Origin of the sequence: Saccharopolyspora oryzae (assembly GCF_027853915.1) — a bacterium.
Classification (GTDB): domain Bacteria; phylum Actinomycetota; class Actinomycetes; order Mycobacteriales; family Pseudonocardiaceae; genus Saccharopolyspora; species Saccharopolyspora oryzae.
In genome coordinates, this window is record NZ_JAQGLA010000045.1 from 1 (window position 1) to 16,205 (window position 16,205).

General features: G+C 70.4%; 12 protein-coding genes and 1 tRNA gene. 5 read left to right on the forward strand and 8 right to left on the reverse strand.

Annotation, left to right across the window (positions count from 1 at the left end):
• From OU415_RS23495 to uvrA, 3 genes are all read left to right on the forward strand, one after another.
• A partial coding sequence (locus tag OU415_RS23495) for a helix-turn-helix domain-containing protein (RefSeq protein WP_270951266.1) occupies positions 1 to 244 on the forward strand: 244 nt, incomplete at its 5' end.
• Between the two features lie 145 nt (positions 245 to 389).
• Entirely contained in the window at positions 390 to 1,856 is a 1,467-nt protein-coding gene (locus OU415_RS23500) for a GGDEF domain-containing protein (protein WP_270951267.1), read from the forward strand.
• A gap of 110 nt (positions 1,857 to 1,966) precedes the next feature.
• Entirely contained in the window at positions 1,967 to 4,399 is a 2,433-nt protein-coding gene (uvrA, locus tag OU415_RS23505) for an excinuclease ABC subunit UvrA (protein ID WP_270951268.1), read from the forward strand.
• Positions 4,400 to 4,471: 72 nt separating this feature from the next.
• On the opposite strand, the gene OU415_RS23510 is transcribed toward uvrA, so the two are convergent.
• The 3 genes from OU415_RS23510 to OU415_RS23520 all read right to left on the reverse strand — a co-directional run bounded on the left by OU415_RS23510 (position 4,472) and on the right by OU415_RS23520 (position 7,821).
• The gene (locus OU415_RS23510) at positions 4,472 to 5,551 is read right to left on the reverse strand and encodes a hypothetical protein (RefSeq protein ID WP_270951269.1); all 1,080 of its coding nucleotides are present in this window, start codon (positions 5,549 to 5,551) and stop codon (positions 4,472 to 4,474) included.
• Positions 5,552 to 5,567: 16 nt separating this feature from the next.
• Positions 5,568 to 6,674: an SPFH domain-containing protein gene (locus tag OU415_RS23515; protein ID WP_270951270.1), complete on the reverse strand. Its 1,107-nt coding sequence runs from the start codon at positions 6,672 to 6,674 to the stop codon at positions 5,568 to 5,570.
• Positions 6,675 to 6,843: 169 nt separating this feature from the next.
• Positions 6,844 to 7,821, reverse strand: coding sequence for a methyltransferase (locus OU415_RS23520; RefSeq protein ID WP_270951328.1), 978 nt, complete (start codon positions 7,819 to 7,821; stop codon positions 6,844 to 6,846).
• Between the two features lie 154 nt (positions 7,822 to 7,975).
• Between OU415_RS23520 and OU415_RS23525 the strand changes: the two genes are divergently transcribed.
• Positions 7,976 to 9,064, forward strand: a complete 1,089-nt coding sequence (locus OU415_RS23525; protein ID WP_270951271.1) for a hypothetical protein — start codon at positions 7,976 to 7,978, stop codon at positions 9,062 to 9,064.
• A 76-nt stretch (positions 9,065 to 9,140) separates the two neighbouring features.
• Here the strand turns inward: OU415_RS23525 and OU415_RS23530 are convergent, their stop codons facing one another.
• On the reverse strand, positions 9,141 to 9,923 hold the full coding sequence (locus OU415_RS23530) for an SDR family oxidoreductase (RefSeq protein ID WP_270951272.1): 783 nt from the start codon (positions 9,921 to 9,923) through the stop codon (positions 9,141 to 9,143).
• Positions 9,924 to 10,208: 285 nt separating this feature from the next.
• Positions 10,209 to 11,138, reverse strand: coding sequence for a glycoside hydrolase family 16 protein (locus OU415_RS23535; RefSeq protein WP_270951273.1), 930 nt, complete (start codon positions 11,136 to 11,138; stop codon positions 10,209 to 10,211).
• Positions 11,139 to 11,435: 297 nt separating this feature from the next.
• Here OU415_RS23535 and OU415_RS23540 point away from each other — a divergent pair, with 297 nt between their 5' ends.
• The gene (locus OU415_RS23540; RefSeq protein ID WP_270951274.1) at positions 11,436 to 12,719 is read left to right on the forward strand and encodes a C39 family peptidase; all 1,284 of its coding nucleotides are present in this window, start codon (positions 11,436 to 11,438) and stop codon (positions 12,717 to 12,719) included.
• Between the two features lie 135 nt (positions 12,720 to 12,854).
• Here OU415_RS23540 and OU415_RS23545 read toward each other — a convergent pair.
• From OU415_RS23545 to OU415_RS23555, 3 genes are all read right to left on the reverse strand, one after another.
• Positions 12,855 to 12,950: transfer RNA gene (locus OU415_RS23545), tRNA-Sec, on the reverse strand.
• Positions 12,951 to 13,111: 161 nt separating this feature from the next.
• Positions 13,112 to 14,221, reverse strand: coding sequence for an NDMA-dependent alcohol dehydrogenase (locus tag OU415_RS23550; protein WP_270951275.1), 1,110 nt, complete (start codon positions 14,219 to 14,221; stop codon positions 13,112 to 13,114).
• A gap of 253 nt (positions 14,222 to 14,474) precedes the next feature.
• Positions 14,475 to 16,118, reverse strand: a complete 1,644-nt coding sequence (locus OU415_RS23555) for a sigma-54-dependent Fis family transcriptional regulator (RefSeq protein ID WP_270951276.1) — start codon at positions 16,116 to 16,118, stop codon at positions 14,475 to 14,477.
• Between the last annotated feature and the right edge of the window lie 87 nt (positions 16,119 to 16,205).

Below are 16,205 nucleotides of genomic sequence, written 5' to 3' on the forward strand. Positions count from 1 at the left end.
CTTCGGCTCGCAGATCGGCGTGACCCCGACGCCCGCCGCCATGCTGGTCCGCGACGACCACGCCGTGCACCACCTGGTCCGCGGGAGCGCGCCGGCGCAGGTGCCGGCGGCCGCTGGTTACGCCGACCAATCGCACCTCGCCCACGAGGTCCGCGCGTTCACCGGGGCGACGCCCGCGGTCGCGGCGAACGAGCCGTGGCTGGCCGTCGACGACCCCGCTTGGCCGACATCCGCCGGGATCTGACCGGAACGTCCATAGTGGACCCCGACGAGGCGGGGTGCTCGGCGCTGGCGGGCGGGTGCCCGGCAGCGACGTTTGTGCAGGTCACGGGCTCGATGCTCGGCCGGTTCAGACGGCGTCGGCGAGACCGGTGTGCCACAGTGGCGCTGTGCGTGAGCCCCCACGGCGCCTTCTCTCCAGACCATCGCGGTGGCTGGTAGCGCTGTGGCTTGCGGTCCTCGCGGCGACGGCGACCGTCGTGGTCGTCACCTACGCGCAGCCGGTCGCCAGGTTCGCCGACGACCTCGCCGCCCTGGCCAACGCGGTCGTGGCCGTCATCGCCTACGCCTGGACCGGCTGGCTGCACACCGGTCCGGAACGGCGCTGGCGGCTGATGATGGCCGCGGGCCTGGGCGGCTGGGCCGTGGCGCACGCGATGTGGACGTGGCATCGCGCGGTGAACGGCGAGGCGGTGGCCGTGCCCGGCCTCGCCAGCGTGCTCTACCTGCTGCTCCCGGCCGGTGTGTTCGCCGCGCTGTTCGTGATCGCCCGGGCCGACCAAGCCACGCTGCGGATCTACGACACGGCCGATCCGCCGAGAGTCCTGCTGCTCGACGGCCTGATCGTGGTCACCTCGCTCGTCGCCCTCGCCTGCGAGGTCCTCGCGGTGAACTCGAGCACCGGCGACTCCCCGGCACTGGCGCTGCTGAGCGTCTCCTACACGGTCGGCGACCTCGTGCTGATCGTGCTCGCGCTGCTGATGACCCTCGTCCTGCGCAGCACCTGGCGCCCCAGGCTGCTCTGGCTGGTGGCCGGCCTGTGCGCGATCGGAGCCAGCGACGTCACCTACGCGCACAGCACGGTCACCGACGCGGCAACACCCGCAGCCGCCGAACTCGGCTACATGATCGGCATGGCCCTGCTGCTTCCCGCAGCGCTCGCGCCGCCCCGGCCGGCAACCGCCCGGCGCCGCAGCATGTCGCTGGCGATGCTCGCGGTGCCCTACGTGCCGCTGGCCGCCGTCCTGGCCATGGTCGTCATCAACGTCGCAGGTGGGAGCCCGTACCCCGACGTCGTCTACGTGCTCAGCGTGATCATCGCGCTGGTCGTGGTCCGCCACGTCATCACCCTGCTGCAGCTCTACCGGTCCCACCAGCGGCTGGCCCGGGCGATCCTGCGCGATCCGCTCACCGGCGTCGCCAACCGGGTGCTGCTGGCCGACGTGCTCGACGAAGCGGTGTCCAGCCCCGAGTTCGAGGAGCGCGGGCTGATCTACGTGGACCTCGACGACTTCAAGGCGGTCAACGACCGGCTCGGGCACCGGGCGGGCGACGAGCTCCTGCGCACCACCGCCCAGCGGCTGCGCAGCTGCGTGCGCGAGGGCGACACGGTCGCGCGCATCGGCGGCGACGAGTTCGTCATCGTCCTCGTGCCGCCGCCGAAGGATCCCGAAGTGCTGATGCAGCGGCTGGCCGACGCCGTGGCGGAGCCGGTCAGCTTGGTGGGGGAGGACCTGCCGGTGTGGATCACTGCCAGCATCGGCTACCACTGCATCGCCCCAGGTCAGCACCCGAGCGATGCGCTGGCGCACGCCGACCGCGCGATGTACCGGGACAAGCGCAGCCGGACGGACTGAGCGGGCAGTGCCTCGCAGGTCACTTCGCGTGGAGGGCCCAGCGCGGTTCCCGCGCCTCCTCGATAGCGTGGGCCGGATCGCGATGCTGCTCGACTTGTGAGGATGCGCTGGTGACAGACCACGACAGCTCCATGGTCCGCTTGCGCGGAGTGCGGGTGCACAACCTGCGCGACGTCGACGTCGACTTCCCGCGCGACGCGCTGGTCGCCGTCACCGGCGTCTCCGGATCGGGCAAGTCGTCGCTGGCGTTCGGAACCGTCTACGCCGAGGCCCAGGCCCGCTACCTCGAATCGGTCGCGCCCTACGCCCGGCGGCTCATCGACCAGGCCGGCGCGCCGGACGCCCGCGAGATCACCGGCCTGCCGCCCGCCGTCGCGTTCCAGCAGGCCCGCGGCGCGGTCCAGGCCCGGTCCACGGTCGGCACCGTGACCTCGCTGTCGAACTCCTTGCGGATGCTGTTCTCCCGCGTCGGCACCTATCCCGACGGTGCGCAGCGGCTGGACTCCGACGCCTTCTCCCCGAACACACCGGCCGGCGCGTGCCCGCACTGCCACGGCCTCGGGCGGATCCACGAGGTCAGCGAGTCCTCGCTGGTGCCCGACCCCGGGCTGTCCATCAACCAGAAGGCGATCGCCGCGTGGCCGGGCGCCTGGCAGGGCAAGAACTACCGCGACATCCTGGCCACCCTCGGCTACGACGTCGACCGGCCGTGGCGCGAGCTGCCGCAGGCCGAACGGGAGTGGATCCTGTTCACCGACGAGCAGCCCGTGGTCACCGTCCACCCCGAGCGCGAGGCGGGCCGCATCCAGCGCCCCTACCAGGGCACGTACCAGAGCGCTCGCCGATACGTCCTGCACACCCTGGCCACGACCCAGAGCGCGACGCTGCGCAAGCGCGCGCTGCAGTACGCAGAGGTGCTCCCGTGCCCGGCCTGCAACGGGTCGGGGCTTCGGCCTGAGGCACTCGCGGTGAAGTTCGCCGGTGCGAACGTCGCGGAGCTCGCCGCGCTCCCGCTCACCGTGCTCGCCGCCAAGCTGCGCCCCGAGCAGGACGACGAGGTCGCGCGGGTCATCGTCACCGACCTCCTGGCCCGCATCGAAGCGCTGGTCGAACTGGGCCTGGGCTACCTCGCGATGGACCGGACGACCCCGACGCTCTCGGCCGGTGAGCTGCAACGACTGCGCCTGGCGGCCACGCTGCGCTCCACGCTCTTCGGCGTCGTCTACGTGCTCGACGAGCCCTCGGCCGGACTGCACCCCGACGACACCCAGGCGCTGCTGCGCGTGCTGGACCGGATCCGGGAAGCCGGGAACTCGCTGGTCGTCGTCGAGCACGAGCCAGAGGTCATCCGGCACGCCGACTGGCTGATCGACGTCGGTCCCGGCGCGGGGGAGCACGGCGGGCACGTGCTGCACAGCGGCCCGTTGGCGGGACTGGCGGACGCCGCGGACTCGGTCACCCGCACCTACCTGCTCGACCCGCCCGCTCCGGCCAGCCGCGACCGGGAGCCGACCGGGCACGTGCGGATGCGCGGCGTCAGCCTGCACAACCTGGTCGAGACCGACGTCGACGTCCCGCTCGGCGTTTTCACCGCCGTCACCGGGGTTTCCGGTTCGGGCAAGACGACCCTGGTCACCGGTGTGCTGGCCGCAGCCGTCCGCGACCACCTCGGCGCGTCCGCCCCGGACGACGAGGACGAGCCGCAGGACTCGGCGTCGCGGTACGTTCGCGACATCGCCGGTCTGGAGGCGATCAAGCGGCTGGTCGAGGTCGACCAGCGCCCCATCGGGCGCACCCCGCGGTCGAACCTGGCGACCTACACCGGCCTGTTCGACGGGGTGCGCAAGCTGTTCGCCGCCACCGACGAAGCCCGCGAGCGCAAGTACACGGCCGGCCGGTTCTCGTTCAACGTCGACGGCGGGCGCTGCGAGACCTGCCAGGGCGAGGGAGCGGTGGCCGTCGAGCTGCTGTTCCTGCCCAGCAGCTACTCGCCCTGCCCGGCCTGCCACGGCGCCCGGTACAACCCGGAAACCCTCGAGATCCGCTACCGCGACAAGTCGATCGCCGACGTGCTCGCCATGACCGTCGACGAAGCCCGGGACTTCTTCGCCGACGTGCCTGCGGTGGCGCGCAGCCTGGACACCCTCCGCGACGTCGGGCTGTCGTACCTGACCCTCGGCCAACCGGCCACCGAGCTCTCCGGTGGCGAGGCGCAGCGGATCAAGCTGGCGGCGGAACTGCAGCGGACCCGCCGCGGCAGAACCCTGTTCGTCCTCGACGAACCCACCACCGGCCTGCACCCGGCCGACGTGGACGTGCTGATGCGCCTGCTGCACGCGCTGGTCGACGCGGGCAACACGGTGGTGGTGATCGAGCACGACATGTCCGTCGTGGCGGGCGCGGACCACGTCATCGACCTCGGACCGGGTGGCGGGGACGAAGGCGGCTCGGTGGTGGCCGCCGGTGCTCCGGCGGACGTGGCGCGCGCCGATTCCAGCCGCACCGCGCCGTACCTCCGCGAGCTGCTCGAAAACCCGCTCTGAGGAAGCGAAAACCTCCAGGAAGCCCGACTTCTCCCAGCTGGGGAAGGCATTTCCGGCTACCCGGAGGTGCGATCAGTGCTTGCGGAAGACGAGGAACAGGACCACCAGGGCGATCAGCGCGGCGACCACCGCGAGCGCGATCTTCACCTTGCTCCACGGGCGTTCGCCCTGGATCTCGCCGGTGCGGCCGTTGATCAGGATCTGCCAGCTCTTGCCCGCGTACATGTAGGTCGCGACCCAGATCGGCAGCAGCATCAGCTTGAACGTGACGTTGGTGAAGTTGGTGTTCACGTGGTCGACGCGCTGCGCGTCGCCGCCGATGTCGCGCCGGCAGTCCTCGTTGATCACCTTCGACATCCGCGACTTGGCCTCGCCGAGCCCGTTCTCGGGTTCCACGTCGTAGCGCAGCGCGTAGTAACCGGCCAGGTACTGCTGCTGGAAGGGCTGGGCCTCGGGCAGCGGCCACGGCGCGAGGTCGTCCACCTTGTCGACCGGCAGCGCCATGCTGGCAGGTACTAAGACGTCGTCGAACGCGCGGGACACTTGTCCGCTCACGTTGTACCAGCGGGTCCGGCGCTCCGTCCGGGTGTTGCCGTTGCTGTCCCGCGTGGTGACGTAGTAGTGCACGCCCCGCTGGCCGCGGTAGTGGGAGAAGGTGGCCGAGTCGTAGGTCCAGTGCGGCACGTAGGTGCCCTTGGTCGACTCGGCGTTGACCACCTTCTTGAACGAGTTCGGCGCGAACCACCGCGACGACACCCATTTGCCCAAGGACGTCCGGATGCCGTTGTGGTCCACCGCGAACGGCAGCACGCCCTCGGGGATGATCTGCCCGGTGGCGTTGGGGTCCAGCACCAGCGGTGAACCGCAGAACTGGCACAGGCCCGCGGTCGCGGTGGTCTGCGTCTGCGCGGAGCAGCGCTGGCAGACCAGCGTGTACGGGGCGAGCTGGCCGACCGGTTTGCGGGGCAGCGAGCCCAGCTCCTCGATCGCGATCTCCCGGATCTGCTGGCCGCTGGCCTGGATCTCCTGCCGGAACCCGCAGTAGGGGCACTGCAGCACGTTCGTGCCGGGCGAGAACTCGAGGCGGGCACCGCAGCCACCGCAGGGATAGGTGGCCGACGCGGCAGGGCTTCCGCCGTGCGGGTTGGACATCGGGTCCCCTCCGGGGTCAGGCTTGCGGCGGCAGCGGCGGCGGCACCTGGCCGAACAGGGAGTTGAGCTCCGGAACCTGGCGCGCGGCCGTCCACGACGGCATGCCCTGCTTCCACACCAGGGTGTCCGCGGTCAGCGTGCCGCTGGAGATCTGCCGGCCCAGCGCCGAGAAGTCGAACGGGCCGAGCTGCTGGCCGTTCGCACCGAGGTACCACTGGTCCTGCTGTGGCAGCGGCGGAGGACCGGCCGGTGCGCTCTGCTGCGGCGCGGGCTGGTGAGCGGCGGCCGCGGCCTGCTGGCCGAGCGCCATGCCCATCCCCATGCCCATGCCGGCACCGGCGCCGCCGTCGTTCTGCGCGGCCTTCTCCATCGCGTTGGCGGCCTGGAACTGCGAGTACTGGTTGAGATCGCCCGCGATGCCCATCTGGGTCCGCTTGTCGATCATCGCCTCGACCTCGGGCGGCACCGAGACGTTCTCGATGATGAACCGCGAGATCTCGATGCCCAGCGGGCGCAGCTCCAGGTTCAGCGCGTTGGCGATCCGCTCGCCGATCTGCCCCTGCTGGGTGACCAGGTCGAGCATCGGCACGCCGGAAGCGGCCAGCGCGGGCCCGAGCTTGCCGATGATCATCTGCCGGAGGTGCTCGGAGACCTCCTCGGTGCGGAACGCCGGGTCGGTTCCGGCGAGTTCGCGCAGCAGCGCCACCGGCTCGATCACCCGCAGCGCGTACCCGCCGAAGGCCCGCAGCCGGACCATGCCGAACTCCGGGTCGCGCACGATGACCGGGTTCTGGGTGCCCCACTTGAGGTCGGTGAACTGCCGGGTGTTGACGAAGTACACCTCGGCCTTGAACGGCGAGTTGAAGCCGTACTTCCAGCCCTTGATGGTGGACAGGACCGGCATGTTCTGCGTGTCGAGCGTGTACATGCCGGGCGGGAAGGCGTCGGCGACCTGCCCCTCGTTGACGAAGACGGCCGCCTGCGACTCGCGCACGGTCAGCTTGGCGCCCATCTTGATCTCGTTCTCGTGGCGGGGAAACCGCCAGACGATGGTGTCGCGACTGTCATCGGTCCAATCGATGATGTCGATGAACTCGCCGCGGATCTTGTCGAACAAACCCACCGTGGAACCCCCGCCGACTACTAGGACTGCGACGGAGACGTTAGCAAACCGATCACCCGACCAACCGCGACTTCGACCGGACCACCCAGCTCAATCTCCTATGCCCCTGGTCACAGCGCTTTTCGCGATGCTAGGTGAGCAGCAGGCCGAACGACCGCCCCGACGTGCGTCATCCACTTCCCGGGGCGACGCGGAATTCCAGTGCTGTGCGACCTTCGGCCACCGGGCTCCAGCTGCGGAGTTCGAGCCCGGAAGCGGTTGCCAGGTCGGTCAGCTCGTCCGCGGTTCTCTCCCGACCGCCGAAGCACATCAACATGAACAGGTCTATCGCCGTGTCGGAGCCCTTTCCGCGGATCGGTTCGATGACGACCACCGTTCCGCCGGGGGCGGCGGCCCGGCGGCATCCGATCAAGATCTTGCGGGCGTGCTCGTCGTCCCAGTCGTGCAGGACGTCGGACAGCAGGTAGATGTCGGCGCCTTCGGGAAGCGGGTCGAAGAAGCTGCCGGGGACAGCGCTCGCCCGATCGGCGAGTCCGGCCGCCGCGAATCGGTCGGTTGCTGCGGCGGCGGTCGGAGCCAGGTCCAAGACCTGGCCGCGAACCTCGGGATGGGCGCGCAGGACCGCTGAGAGCACGGTTCCGTCACCGCCGCCGACGTCGAGGACCCGGGCGAATCGGCTCCAGTCGAAGCGCTCGGCGATCTGCCCCGCCTGCACCTGGAACCGCCAGTTCATCTGGGCGTCGAAGGAACGCCGCAGCTCTGGCTCGGCGTCGAGGTCCGCCCAGAAGTCGCGTCCGTACCGGTGCGGATAGGCGGGCGACCCGGTGGTGATCGTCCCGAGCAGTTCGACGAAAGCGAGATCTGCTCGTCCACCAGCGCTGTTGATGTCGAGCAGGGGCTTGATCCCTTCCGAGGAGTCCTCGCTCATCTGGGCGCCGAGTTCTGTCGGCCGGTAGCGACCGGACGCGTCGTCGAGGGCGAAGACTCCGACCGCGACCACGTGATCGAGCAGGCATCGGAGAGCCGGCGTGGACGTCGCGGTCTCGGCGGCGAGTTGTTCCGCTGTCGCTCCTGCACTGCCCGCGTGCTCCACCAGGCTGAGGGTCGCGGCCACGCGGATGGCCATGGGAGTGGCCAAATCGGCCATGGCCCGGAGGGACGGTGTCGTCGGCAGATCCACGGTTCAAGGCTATCTGCGCAGGGGAGACGTCTGGTGGTGGTCGGAGTGCGCCGGTCGTGGGCAACCTGATCGGTTCTGCGGGCGTCTTGTGGGGGTACGGATCGTCTGCTGAGGGGTTTTGATGGCGAGGAGCGGAGTTGTGCTGGCCGCGGCGGTGGTTTCCGTCGTGGGTGTGGCTGGGACGGCGGTGGCCGACGGCGCTTGGCACCGGGAGGAGTTCCCGGGGCGGCCCGACATGGCGTCCTACGTGAGCACCGTGTCCAGTGGGGGAGGCTCGACCTGGGCTTTCGGCAGCTACAACGAGCCGGGGTCGCCGATGTCGATCAACGCGCAGGGTTTCCGGCGGGAGGAGAGCGGGCGTTGGGCGGAGGTGGGGATTCCGAACATCGGCCAGGTCGTGTCCTCCGCCGCGACCGGTCCGGACGACGCTTGGGTGGTCAGCCAGTTCACCAAGGTCAGCGCAGGCCGAACGGTGCACTGGGACGGCAGGGCGTGGACCGAGGTTCCGGTGGAGGTGCCGGACGCACCCCGCGTCTCGCCCCGCGACGTCGCAGCCGTCGGGCCCGACGTCTGGATGATCGGGAGCGCCTACCGGGACGGTGAGAACCCGTTGTCCCGGAGCTTCGCCGCGCGTTGGGTCGACGGTGCTTGGCAGACCGCTGCGCTGCCGCCCGAGACCGACGAGCAGGGGTTCGACAGCATCGGCGGTGCGGCGCCGGACGACCTGTGGATGGCCGGGAGGACCGTCGGGCGGCCCGAACAGCTCGTTTCGATGCACTGGGACGGCGTGCAGTGGAGCCACGTCCCGGTTCCACCGTTGGACACATCGGACTCCGACTACCTCACCGTGCACGACGTCGCGGCCTACCGGCCGAACGACGTCTGGCTCTCGGCCACCCAGACGCCCTACGACACTCCCGATGCCAGCCAGCCGGTCTTGATGCACTGGGACGGGGCGCAGTGGAGCCGGCAGGACCCGCCGGTTCCGGTCAGCAAGCTCGGCAAGCTCGTGCTGGCCGGTGGCGCCCTGTGGAACCTCTCGCCCGACGCGCTGCTGCGCTACGACGGGACATCGTGGCAGCAGGTCGAAGGACCGCAGGACGGTTCCCTCATCAACGGGGCCGAACTCCCGGACGGGCGCCTGGTCGGCACCGGCAGCAACGGTGATTCGTACCGGCCCCAGCCGTTCGCCGTGGTGCAGAGCCGCTGACCGGTCGACGCCGAGGGCCGCGGGAAACCCGGTCCTCGGCGTCGAATCTCGACGACGATCGACTCGACGGCGCCGCTCATGCCGGCATGTACTCGCCGCCGTTGACGTCCAGCGTCGCTCCCGTGATCTCGGAAGCATGGCGGGACAGCAGGAACAGCACCGCGCCCGCGCAGTCCGCATCGGTCGGGATCCGGCCGAGCGGGTTGCGCGCCGCGATCTCGTCGTAGACGTCCTGCTCCGAAATGCCCCGCTGGTCCGCGGCCATCTTCAGGTGGAACCGAACGCCGGGCCCGTCCAGCCAGCCCATGGCCGCCTGGTTGACCCGGATGCCGTGCTCGCCGAGCTCCAAGGCGAGCGACCGGGTCGCCGCCGTCATCGCCGCTTTGGCGACCGCGTAACCGCCGTCGCCGCGCATCGGCTTGCGGGTGGCCATCGTGCCGATGTTGACCACCGATCCGCGGCCCGCCGCCTTCATCTGCGGCACCACGGCGCGGGTCACGTTCAGAGCGCCGAACAGGACGACGTCCATGGTGCGGCGGACGGCGTCCTCCGGGGTGTCGAGCAGGTCGGCGAAGCCGGGGTGGCCGTAAGCCGAGTTGACCAGCCCGGTGATCGTGCCGAACCGGCCGACGGCGGCCTCCACCAGCCCGGCCACCTCGTCAGGTTCGCGGATGTCGCAGGAGACGCCGAGCGCTTCGCCGCCGAGGTCGGTGATCTTCTGGACCTCCAGGTCGACCACTTCCGTCGACCGGGCCGCCAGCACGACTTTCGCGCCTTCGGCCGCGGCGGCCGCCGCCAGCTGGGCGCCCAGTCCCGGGCCGACTCCGGAGACGACCACCACTTCACCATCGAGCATCATGCGGTTCCGCCTCTCAGTTCCGCCTCTCCGCGATTCACAGTGGTGGTTGCGTTGGGGAGCGATCTTGCGGTTTTGCGGTTGCTTGTGGCTGGTTTGCGTCACGGTCCCCTGAGGTTGCGGTTGAGTGGGGGTGCCTACCAGTAGAACGTGTTCTAGGTTCACGCTACAGGAAGGAGAGCGATGGTCAAGATTCAGCGAGGGGCCGGTTGCATGATCGGGTTCGCCGCTGAATGCACCGTCGTGGCCCAGGAGCGCTGAGGTGCGTCCTGGGCCGTGGGCGTTGGGTCAGCGGTTGTAGACGGCGACGTAGTCGACCAGCATCGGGTGGCCCGGTTCGGTGGAGGCGGTCGGGGTGGCGAAACCCGCGTCGCCGTCCGGGAAGGCGCCGCCCATCGCCACGTTGAGCAGCAGGAAGTAGCCGTCGTGGGAGGTCATGTTCTGCCAGGCGGTCGGGGCGATCTGGTCCTCGCGCACCGAGTGGAACTGCTGGCCGTCGACGTACCAGCGCAGCTCCTCGACGTCGCCGGTGCGGTCCCACTCGAAGCGGTAGGTGTGGAATCCGGCTTGGCAGGTCTCGCCGGGGCAGGGGCTGCTGCCGCCGAGGCCCGTGGTCTCGTTGCACGAGCCGCCGGGGCTGACGTCGCAGTGCAGGACGCCGTGCGTCTCGTTCTTGCCGTTGACGTTCTCCATCACGTCGAACTCGCCGATTCCGGGCCAGTTCCAGTAGTTGTCGCGGTAGGGCGAGCCCAGCGCCCAGAACGCCGGCCAGTAGCCGAGTGCGGCATCGCCGGTGGTGTTGGGGACCTGGAGGCGCGCTTCGATGCGGACCGCGCCGCCTTCGGCGGCCTTGAAATCGCCCCGCTGCGTCTCGATCCGCGCCGAGGTCCAGTTCCCCGAGTCGTCGCGCAGCGGGGTGATCTGCAGGTTCCCGTTGCCGTCCTGGGCGATGTTGGCCGGGTCGTCGGTGTAGGTCTGGACCTCGCCGGTGCCCCAGTTGTCCGGGCCACCCGGGTAGGAGGTGCCGGTGTCGATGATCCAGTCCGGCGACGGCGGGCTGCCCGCGCCACCGGTGAAGTCGTCGCCGAAGGTCAGCGTCCAGCCCTCGTCCGGCGGAGGGATGTCGGCGGCCGCGGGCGGCATGGAGACCCAGGCGATGCTCAGGCCCAGGGAGAGGGAAGCGGCGGCGACGCGGCGTCGCATCCGGCTTGCTGTCATGGCGGTCCTCCGCAGCTGTGGTCGGTGGTGTTCGCGTGCGCCCGATCGCCCCGGCTCCCCGCAGCCCGCCCGTTCGGGGCAGCTGCCGACAACCCGGTACAAGATCACCACGGCCGGCCCGGCGGGATCAGTTCAGCGAACCGCGAAATCGCAGGTCGGAGGCTTGATCTGACCACTGTGGAACGTCGATTGCGCGGTGCTCCCGCAAGTGCCCGCGTGGAGCTGGGAAGTGTGCGAACCTGGTCTGCGAACACATCGGGATACCGCCGAGAAGCGGTGAGTGGATCGGGTGTCAGCATGCAGGTGCGCAGGGTGATCCGTGGCTGGGCGCTCACCGTCGTCGTGGGCGCGTTGGTGCTGGCGGTGGTCGGGTGCGGCCCGGCCCAGGACGAGGCGGACGTCGACTTCCACGAGTGGAGCTCCGGACCGGACTTCCAGGAGGGAACCGCCGAGGGGACCGCGGTCGACGGGGACTCCGTCCGGATCGGCGACCCGCACGGCACGGTCCTGCATCCGTCACCCGATGGCGGGGAGCGCGAGTACGACTTCGCGCGGTGGACCTCGCCGGTGCACCCGCTCGACTTCGGCGCGACCCAGCTGGTGGGTTCGTGGAACGCGTCGACGCCGCCGGGGACCTGGGTGCAGGTGGAGATGCGGGGGCGCACCGCCAGCGGCGCCGACACCGGCTGGTACGTGCTGGGCCAGTGGGCTTCGGGGGATGCCGACATCAAGCGCACGAGCGTCGGCGGGCAGTCCGACGCCAACGGGTCCGTCGACGTGGACACCTTCACCGCGAGCCCCGGCGCGGAGCTGTCCGGCTACCAGCTGCGCGTCACCCTCCACCGGGCCACCGGAACCTCCGCGTCACCATCGGTGTCGCTGCTGGGCGCGATGGCTTCGGCGATCCCCGACAGGTTCGAGGTCCCGGCCTCGGGGTCCGGCGGGGCGTGGGGCGTCGAGCTCCCGGTGCCGCGCTACTCCCAGAACATCCACAAAGGACACTTCCCGCAGTTCGGCGGTGGCGGCGAGGCGTGGTGCAGCCCGACGTCGGCGGAGATGGTCGTCGAGTACTGGGGGAAGCGCCCGTCCGAGCAGGACCTCGCCTGGATCGGGCCGAACCACCCGGACCCCGTCGTCGACCACGCCGCCCGGCAGACCTTCGACTACGCCTACGACGGGACCGGGAACTGGTCCTTCAACGCCGCTTACGCCGCCTCCTACGGCTTGGAAGCGCGGATCACCCGGCTGCGTTCGCTGGCCGATGCCGAGCAGTACATCCGCAGCGGAATCCCGCTGATCACCTCGCAGTCGTTCCGCGCCGACGAGCTCGACGGCGCTGGTTACGGCACCGAAGGCCACCTCATGGTCATCGTCGGTTTCACCGAGGACGGCGACGTCATCGCCAACGACCCGGCCTCCTCCGACGACGCCGCGGTGCGCAACGTCTATCCGCGAAAGCAGTTCGAGAACGTCTGGCTGCGCACCAAGCGCTACGACGCGGATGGCAAGGAGGCCGGCGGCTCCGGCGGCATCGCCTACGTCATCAACCCGGCCGGATTCCCCGACCGCCCTGCGCTCTGACGCGTCAGCGGAAGTTGCTCCAGCGCAGGGTGCGCACGATCTGGTGCGGTCGTTCGCGGGCTGCGGGTCACGCCGCGCTCCGCTGGACGATCTCCACCGGGACAGGCTGGAGCATGCCCCGCGCACGGCCGCTGGTGGCGGAGGTGGACGGGAATCGAACCCGCCTGGCCGAGGTGCTCGGCCACGTCGGTTTTGAAGACCGCGGGGGCCACCAGGCGCCCTCACACCTCCGGCGCCGAGGATAGGGCGCAGCGCAGCTGATCGCTCCGGTGCAGCGGCGGTTGCCGGAAAACGGCGGGCCCGCCGCGCGGCTGCTGCCACGCGGCGGGCCCTGCCCCCCGTCAGGTCGGGCGTTTCAGTACCCGGCCCCCCGTCTGGTCCGCTCGGCTCCCTCAGTCGTGAACGATCACGCCTCGGATGTTCTTGCCGTCGCGGAGGTCTTGGTAGCCCTGGTTGACCTGCTCCAGGGTGTACCGGGTCGTGATCAGCTCGTCGAGCTTGAGCCGGCCGGCGTCGTAGAGGCGCAGCAGCCGGACGATGTCGTACTGCGGGTTCGACGAGCCGAACAGGGTGCCCTTGATGGTCTTCTCGTTCAGCGTCAGGTCCGCACCGGAGACGTGCACCGTGAGCTTGGTCGGGTCGGCCAGGCCGGTGATGACCACGGTGCCGCCCTTGCCGATCGCCGCGGTCGCGCTGGACACCACGGCCTCGTCGACCGTGCCGACCAGGATCAGCGCCGCGTCCGCGCCCTGCCCCCAGGTGAGCTCGGTGACCTTGGCCTGCGCTTCGTCGGGGTCGGCGAAGGCGTGCGTGGCGCCGAACTCCAGCGCCTTCTGCCGCTTGAACTCCAGCGGATCGACCACGACGACGTACTTCGCCCCGGCCTGCACCGCGCCCTGCACGGCGTTGATGCCCAGTCCGCCGATGCCGTAGATGATCACGGTGTCACCGGCGCGGACGTTGCCCGAGTTGACCGCGGTGCCCCATCCGCTGGGCACCCCGCAGCCGACCACGACCGCGGTCTCCAGCGGCAGCCAGTCGTCGACCTTGACCACCGAGTGCTGCGAGATGGTGGCCCGCTCGGAGAACGTGCCGAGCATGCACATCGCGCCGATGTCCTCGCCGTCGGAGTGGAACCGGAACGACCCGTCGGGCATCGAGCCCGCCAGGATGGTCGCGCCCATGTCGCAGAGGTTCTGCCGACCGGTCGAGCAGTAGCGGCAGGTGCCGCAGTTGGGGATGAAGCTGCACACCACGTGGTCGCCCGGCTTGACCTTGGTGACGCCGGGGCCGACCTCCTCGATGATCCCGGCGCCCTCGTGGCCGCCGATGATGGGGAAGCGCGGTGGCAGGTCCCCGTCGGTGAGGTGCAGGTCGGAGTGGCACAGCCCGGCTGCGGTGTACTTGATCAGCACCTCGCCCTCGCGCGGGCCGTCCAGGTCGAGTTCGACGATCTCGAAGGGTTTGCCGACGTCCCGGAGCACTGCCGCCTTCGTCTTCAATTCCGGCCTCCGATCACAGCGCGACTGCCTCGGTCATGGTGCAGGTCGATCCCAGTTCACCCCTCGGCAGGCCGGTTCGGAACCGCCGAACCGGCTGCGGTTCCCGGCCACCGGCACGCCCAGGAGATCCGCACCCCGCCGATCAGCGGAACATCCGGGTGGGCACGCATCCGCACTGGGACGATCTCGACCGCTCTCACCGGCCCATGATCGCCACCGGATCGGGTGGTCAACTGTTCAACATCTGCACACCTCAGCGGGGCAGCCCGAAGGCGCGCATCCGGCTGTAGAGGGTGGTGCGGCTGATCCCCAGGCGTTGCGCGGCGTGCACCTTGTTGCCGTCCGTGACCCGCAGCGCTTCGACGATGGCGTCGCGTTCGGCGCGTTCCCTGCCGGTCAGCCGGGCGGTGCGGCCGGTCGTGCGGTAGGCGGCAGGCAGGTCGCGGATGGTGATGTCGCCGGCCGTGCGGTGTTCGGCGCTCGCGCGGAGAACTCCCCGCAGCTCCCGCAGGTTCCCCGGCCAGGGCTGGGCGATCAGCGCTTCGAGCGCGCTGGGTGCGATCCGCGCGCCGGGGCGGAGTTCGGTGAGCATGGTGTGGGCGATCTCGGCGAACTCGTCGTCCCGGTTGCGCAGGGGCGGCAGGTCCACCCGGGTCGGGCAGATGGCGGCGGCGCTGCGGGCTCCGGCGGGCAGGTCGGCCTGCGGCGCGGAGGTGAGCACCACGCGGGGGTTTTCGGCGAGCCTGCGGGTCAGCCGCGCGCACAACGCATCCGGCAGGAGCTCGATCCGTTCGACGATCAGCGCGTCCGCCGTCGTCGAATCGAGCCGTTCGGCCCATTGCCGCTCGCCGAGCACGACCAGGTCGGCGGCGTCGACCAGGTCGGCGCGGTCGCCGACGACGAGCCTCGCGGCACGGGTGCGCCCGGTGCCCGGTTCGCCGGCGATGAGCACCGGTTCGCCGCTGCTGCGGAGCTCCTTCAGCCGACCGTCCAAGGTGGACTTCCGCGATCCGGCGGGCAGGCCGCGCGGTACCCGGGGGCGGGAGCGGGGCGTCAGTTCGACGAGCACGCCGTCGCGGGTGCCGCCGACCTTCTGCGCTCGCAGGGTGACCGGGGCGCCGGAGCCCAGCACCAGGTCGCGCGCGAATTCGCCGGAGGTGGGAGCGCCGGAGGTGATGTCGCGGAGGACCGCGTGATCGGACGGTTCCAGCAGGTCGAGGGCGGCCCGGTTGGTCAGCACGAGCTCGTCGCCGAATGCGACCACGGCCCGGCACCGGCGCCGCGCGGTGTCCTGGAAAGCTTGCAGCAACCGCTTCTCGGACTGTCGCGCGCCTTCCCATAATCGCTGCTCGATGTCCTCCACCGCGCGTTGCATCAGCGGCGGGAACAGCGGGTTCGCCTCGGGTCCGACCCCGGTGATGTCCAGAACGCCTTCGATCCGCCGGGTCACGGGGTTGCGGATCGGGTGGCCGTAGCAGCTGAACGTCTTCAGCGCCTCGACGAAGTGCTCGTGCCCGTGCACGGTGACGCCGCGCATGACCTCGAACGGAGTGCCCAGCGCGTTGGTCCCGGCGTTCTCCTCGGTGAACTGCGCGCCCGGGACCGCGCTGATCTGGTCCAGGGCCCGTTCGGTGCGCAGATCGGTGAACCTGCGGTCCACGATCCGGCAGGCGCTGTCGGCCAGCGCGATGCAGAAGGTGGTGCCGGACAACCGGACGGCGAGCTCGTCCAGCACCGGGGCGGAGGCGACCAGGAGTCGGCTGCGGGGGTCGAACTCGGCGATGTTCAACCGGTCCACCGCCGACTCCGGCCGCAACCCGCTCAGGACGGAGCGCCGCCAGGACGACTCGATCTCAGCGCGCACCGCGCGGCTGAACTGGGCAGTGCTCGTGTTCACCGCATCCTCCCGGACCTGCGCGAGGGCGAGCAGCCCGTCGAGCGGCCCACCGGCTGTTAACGGAAGTTAACGCAGGATTATGTGTGA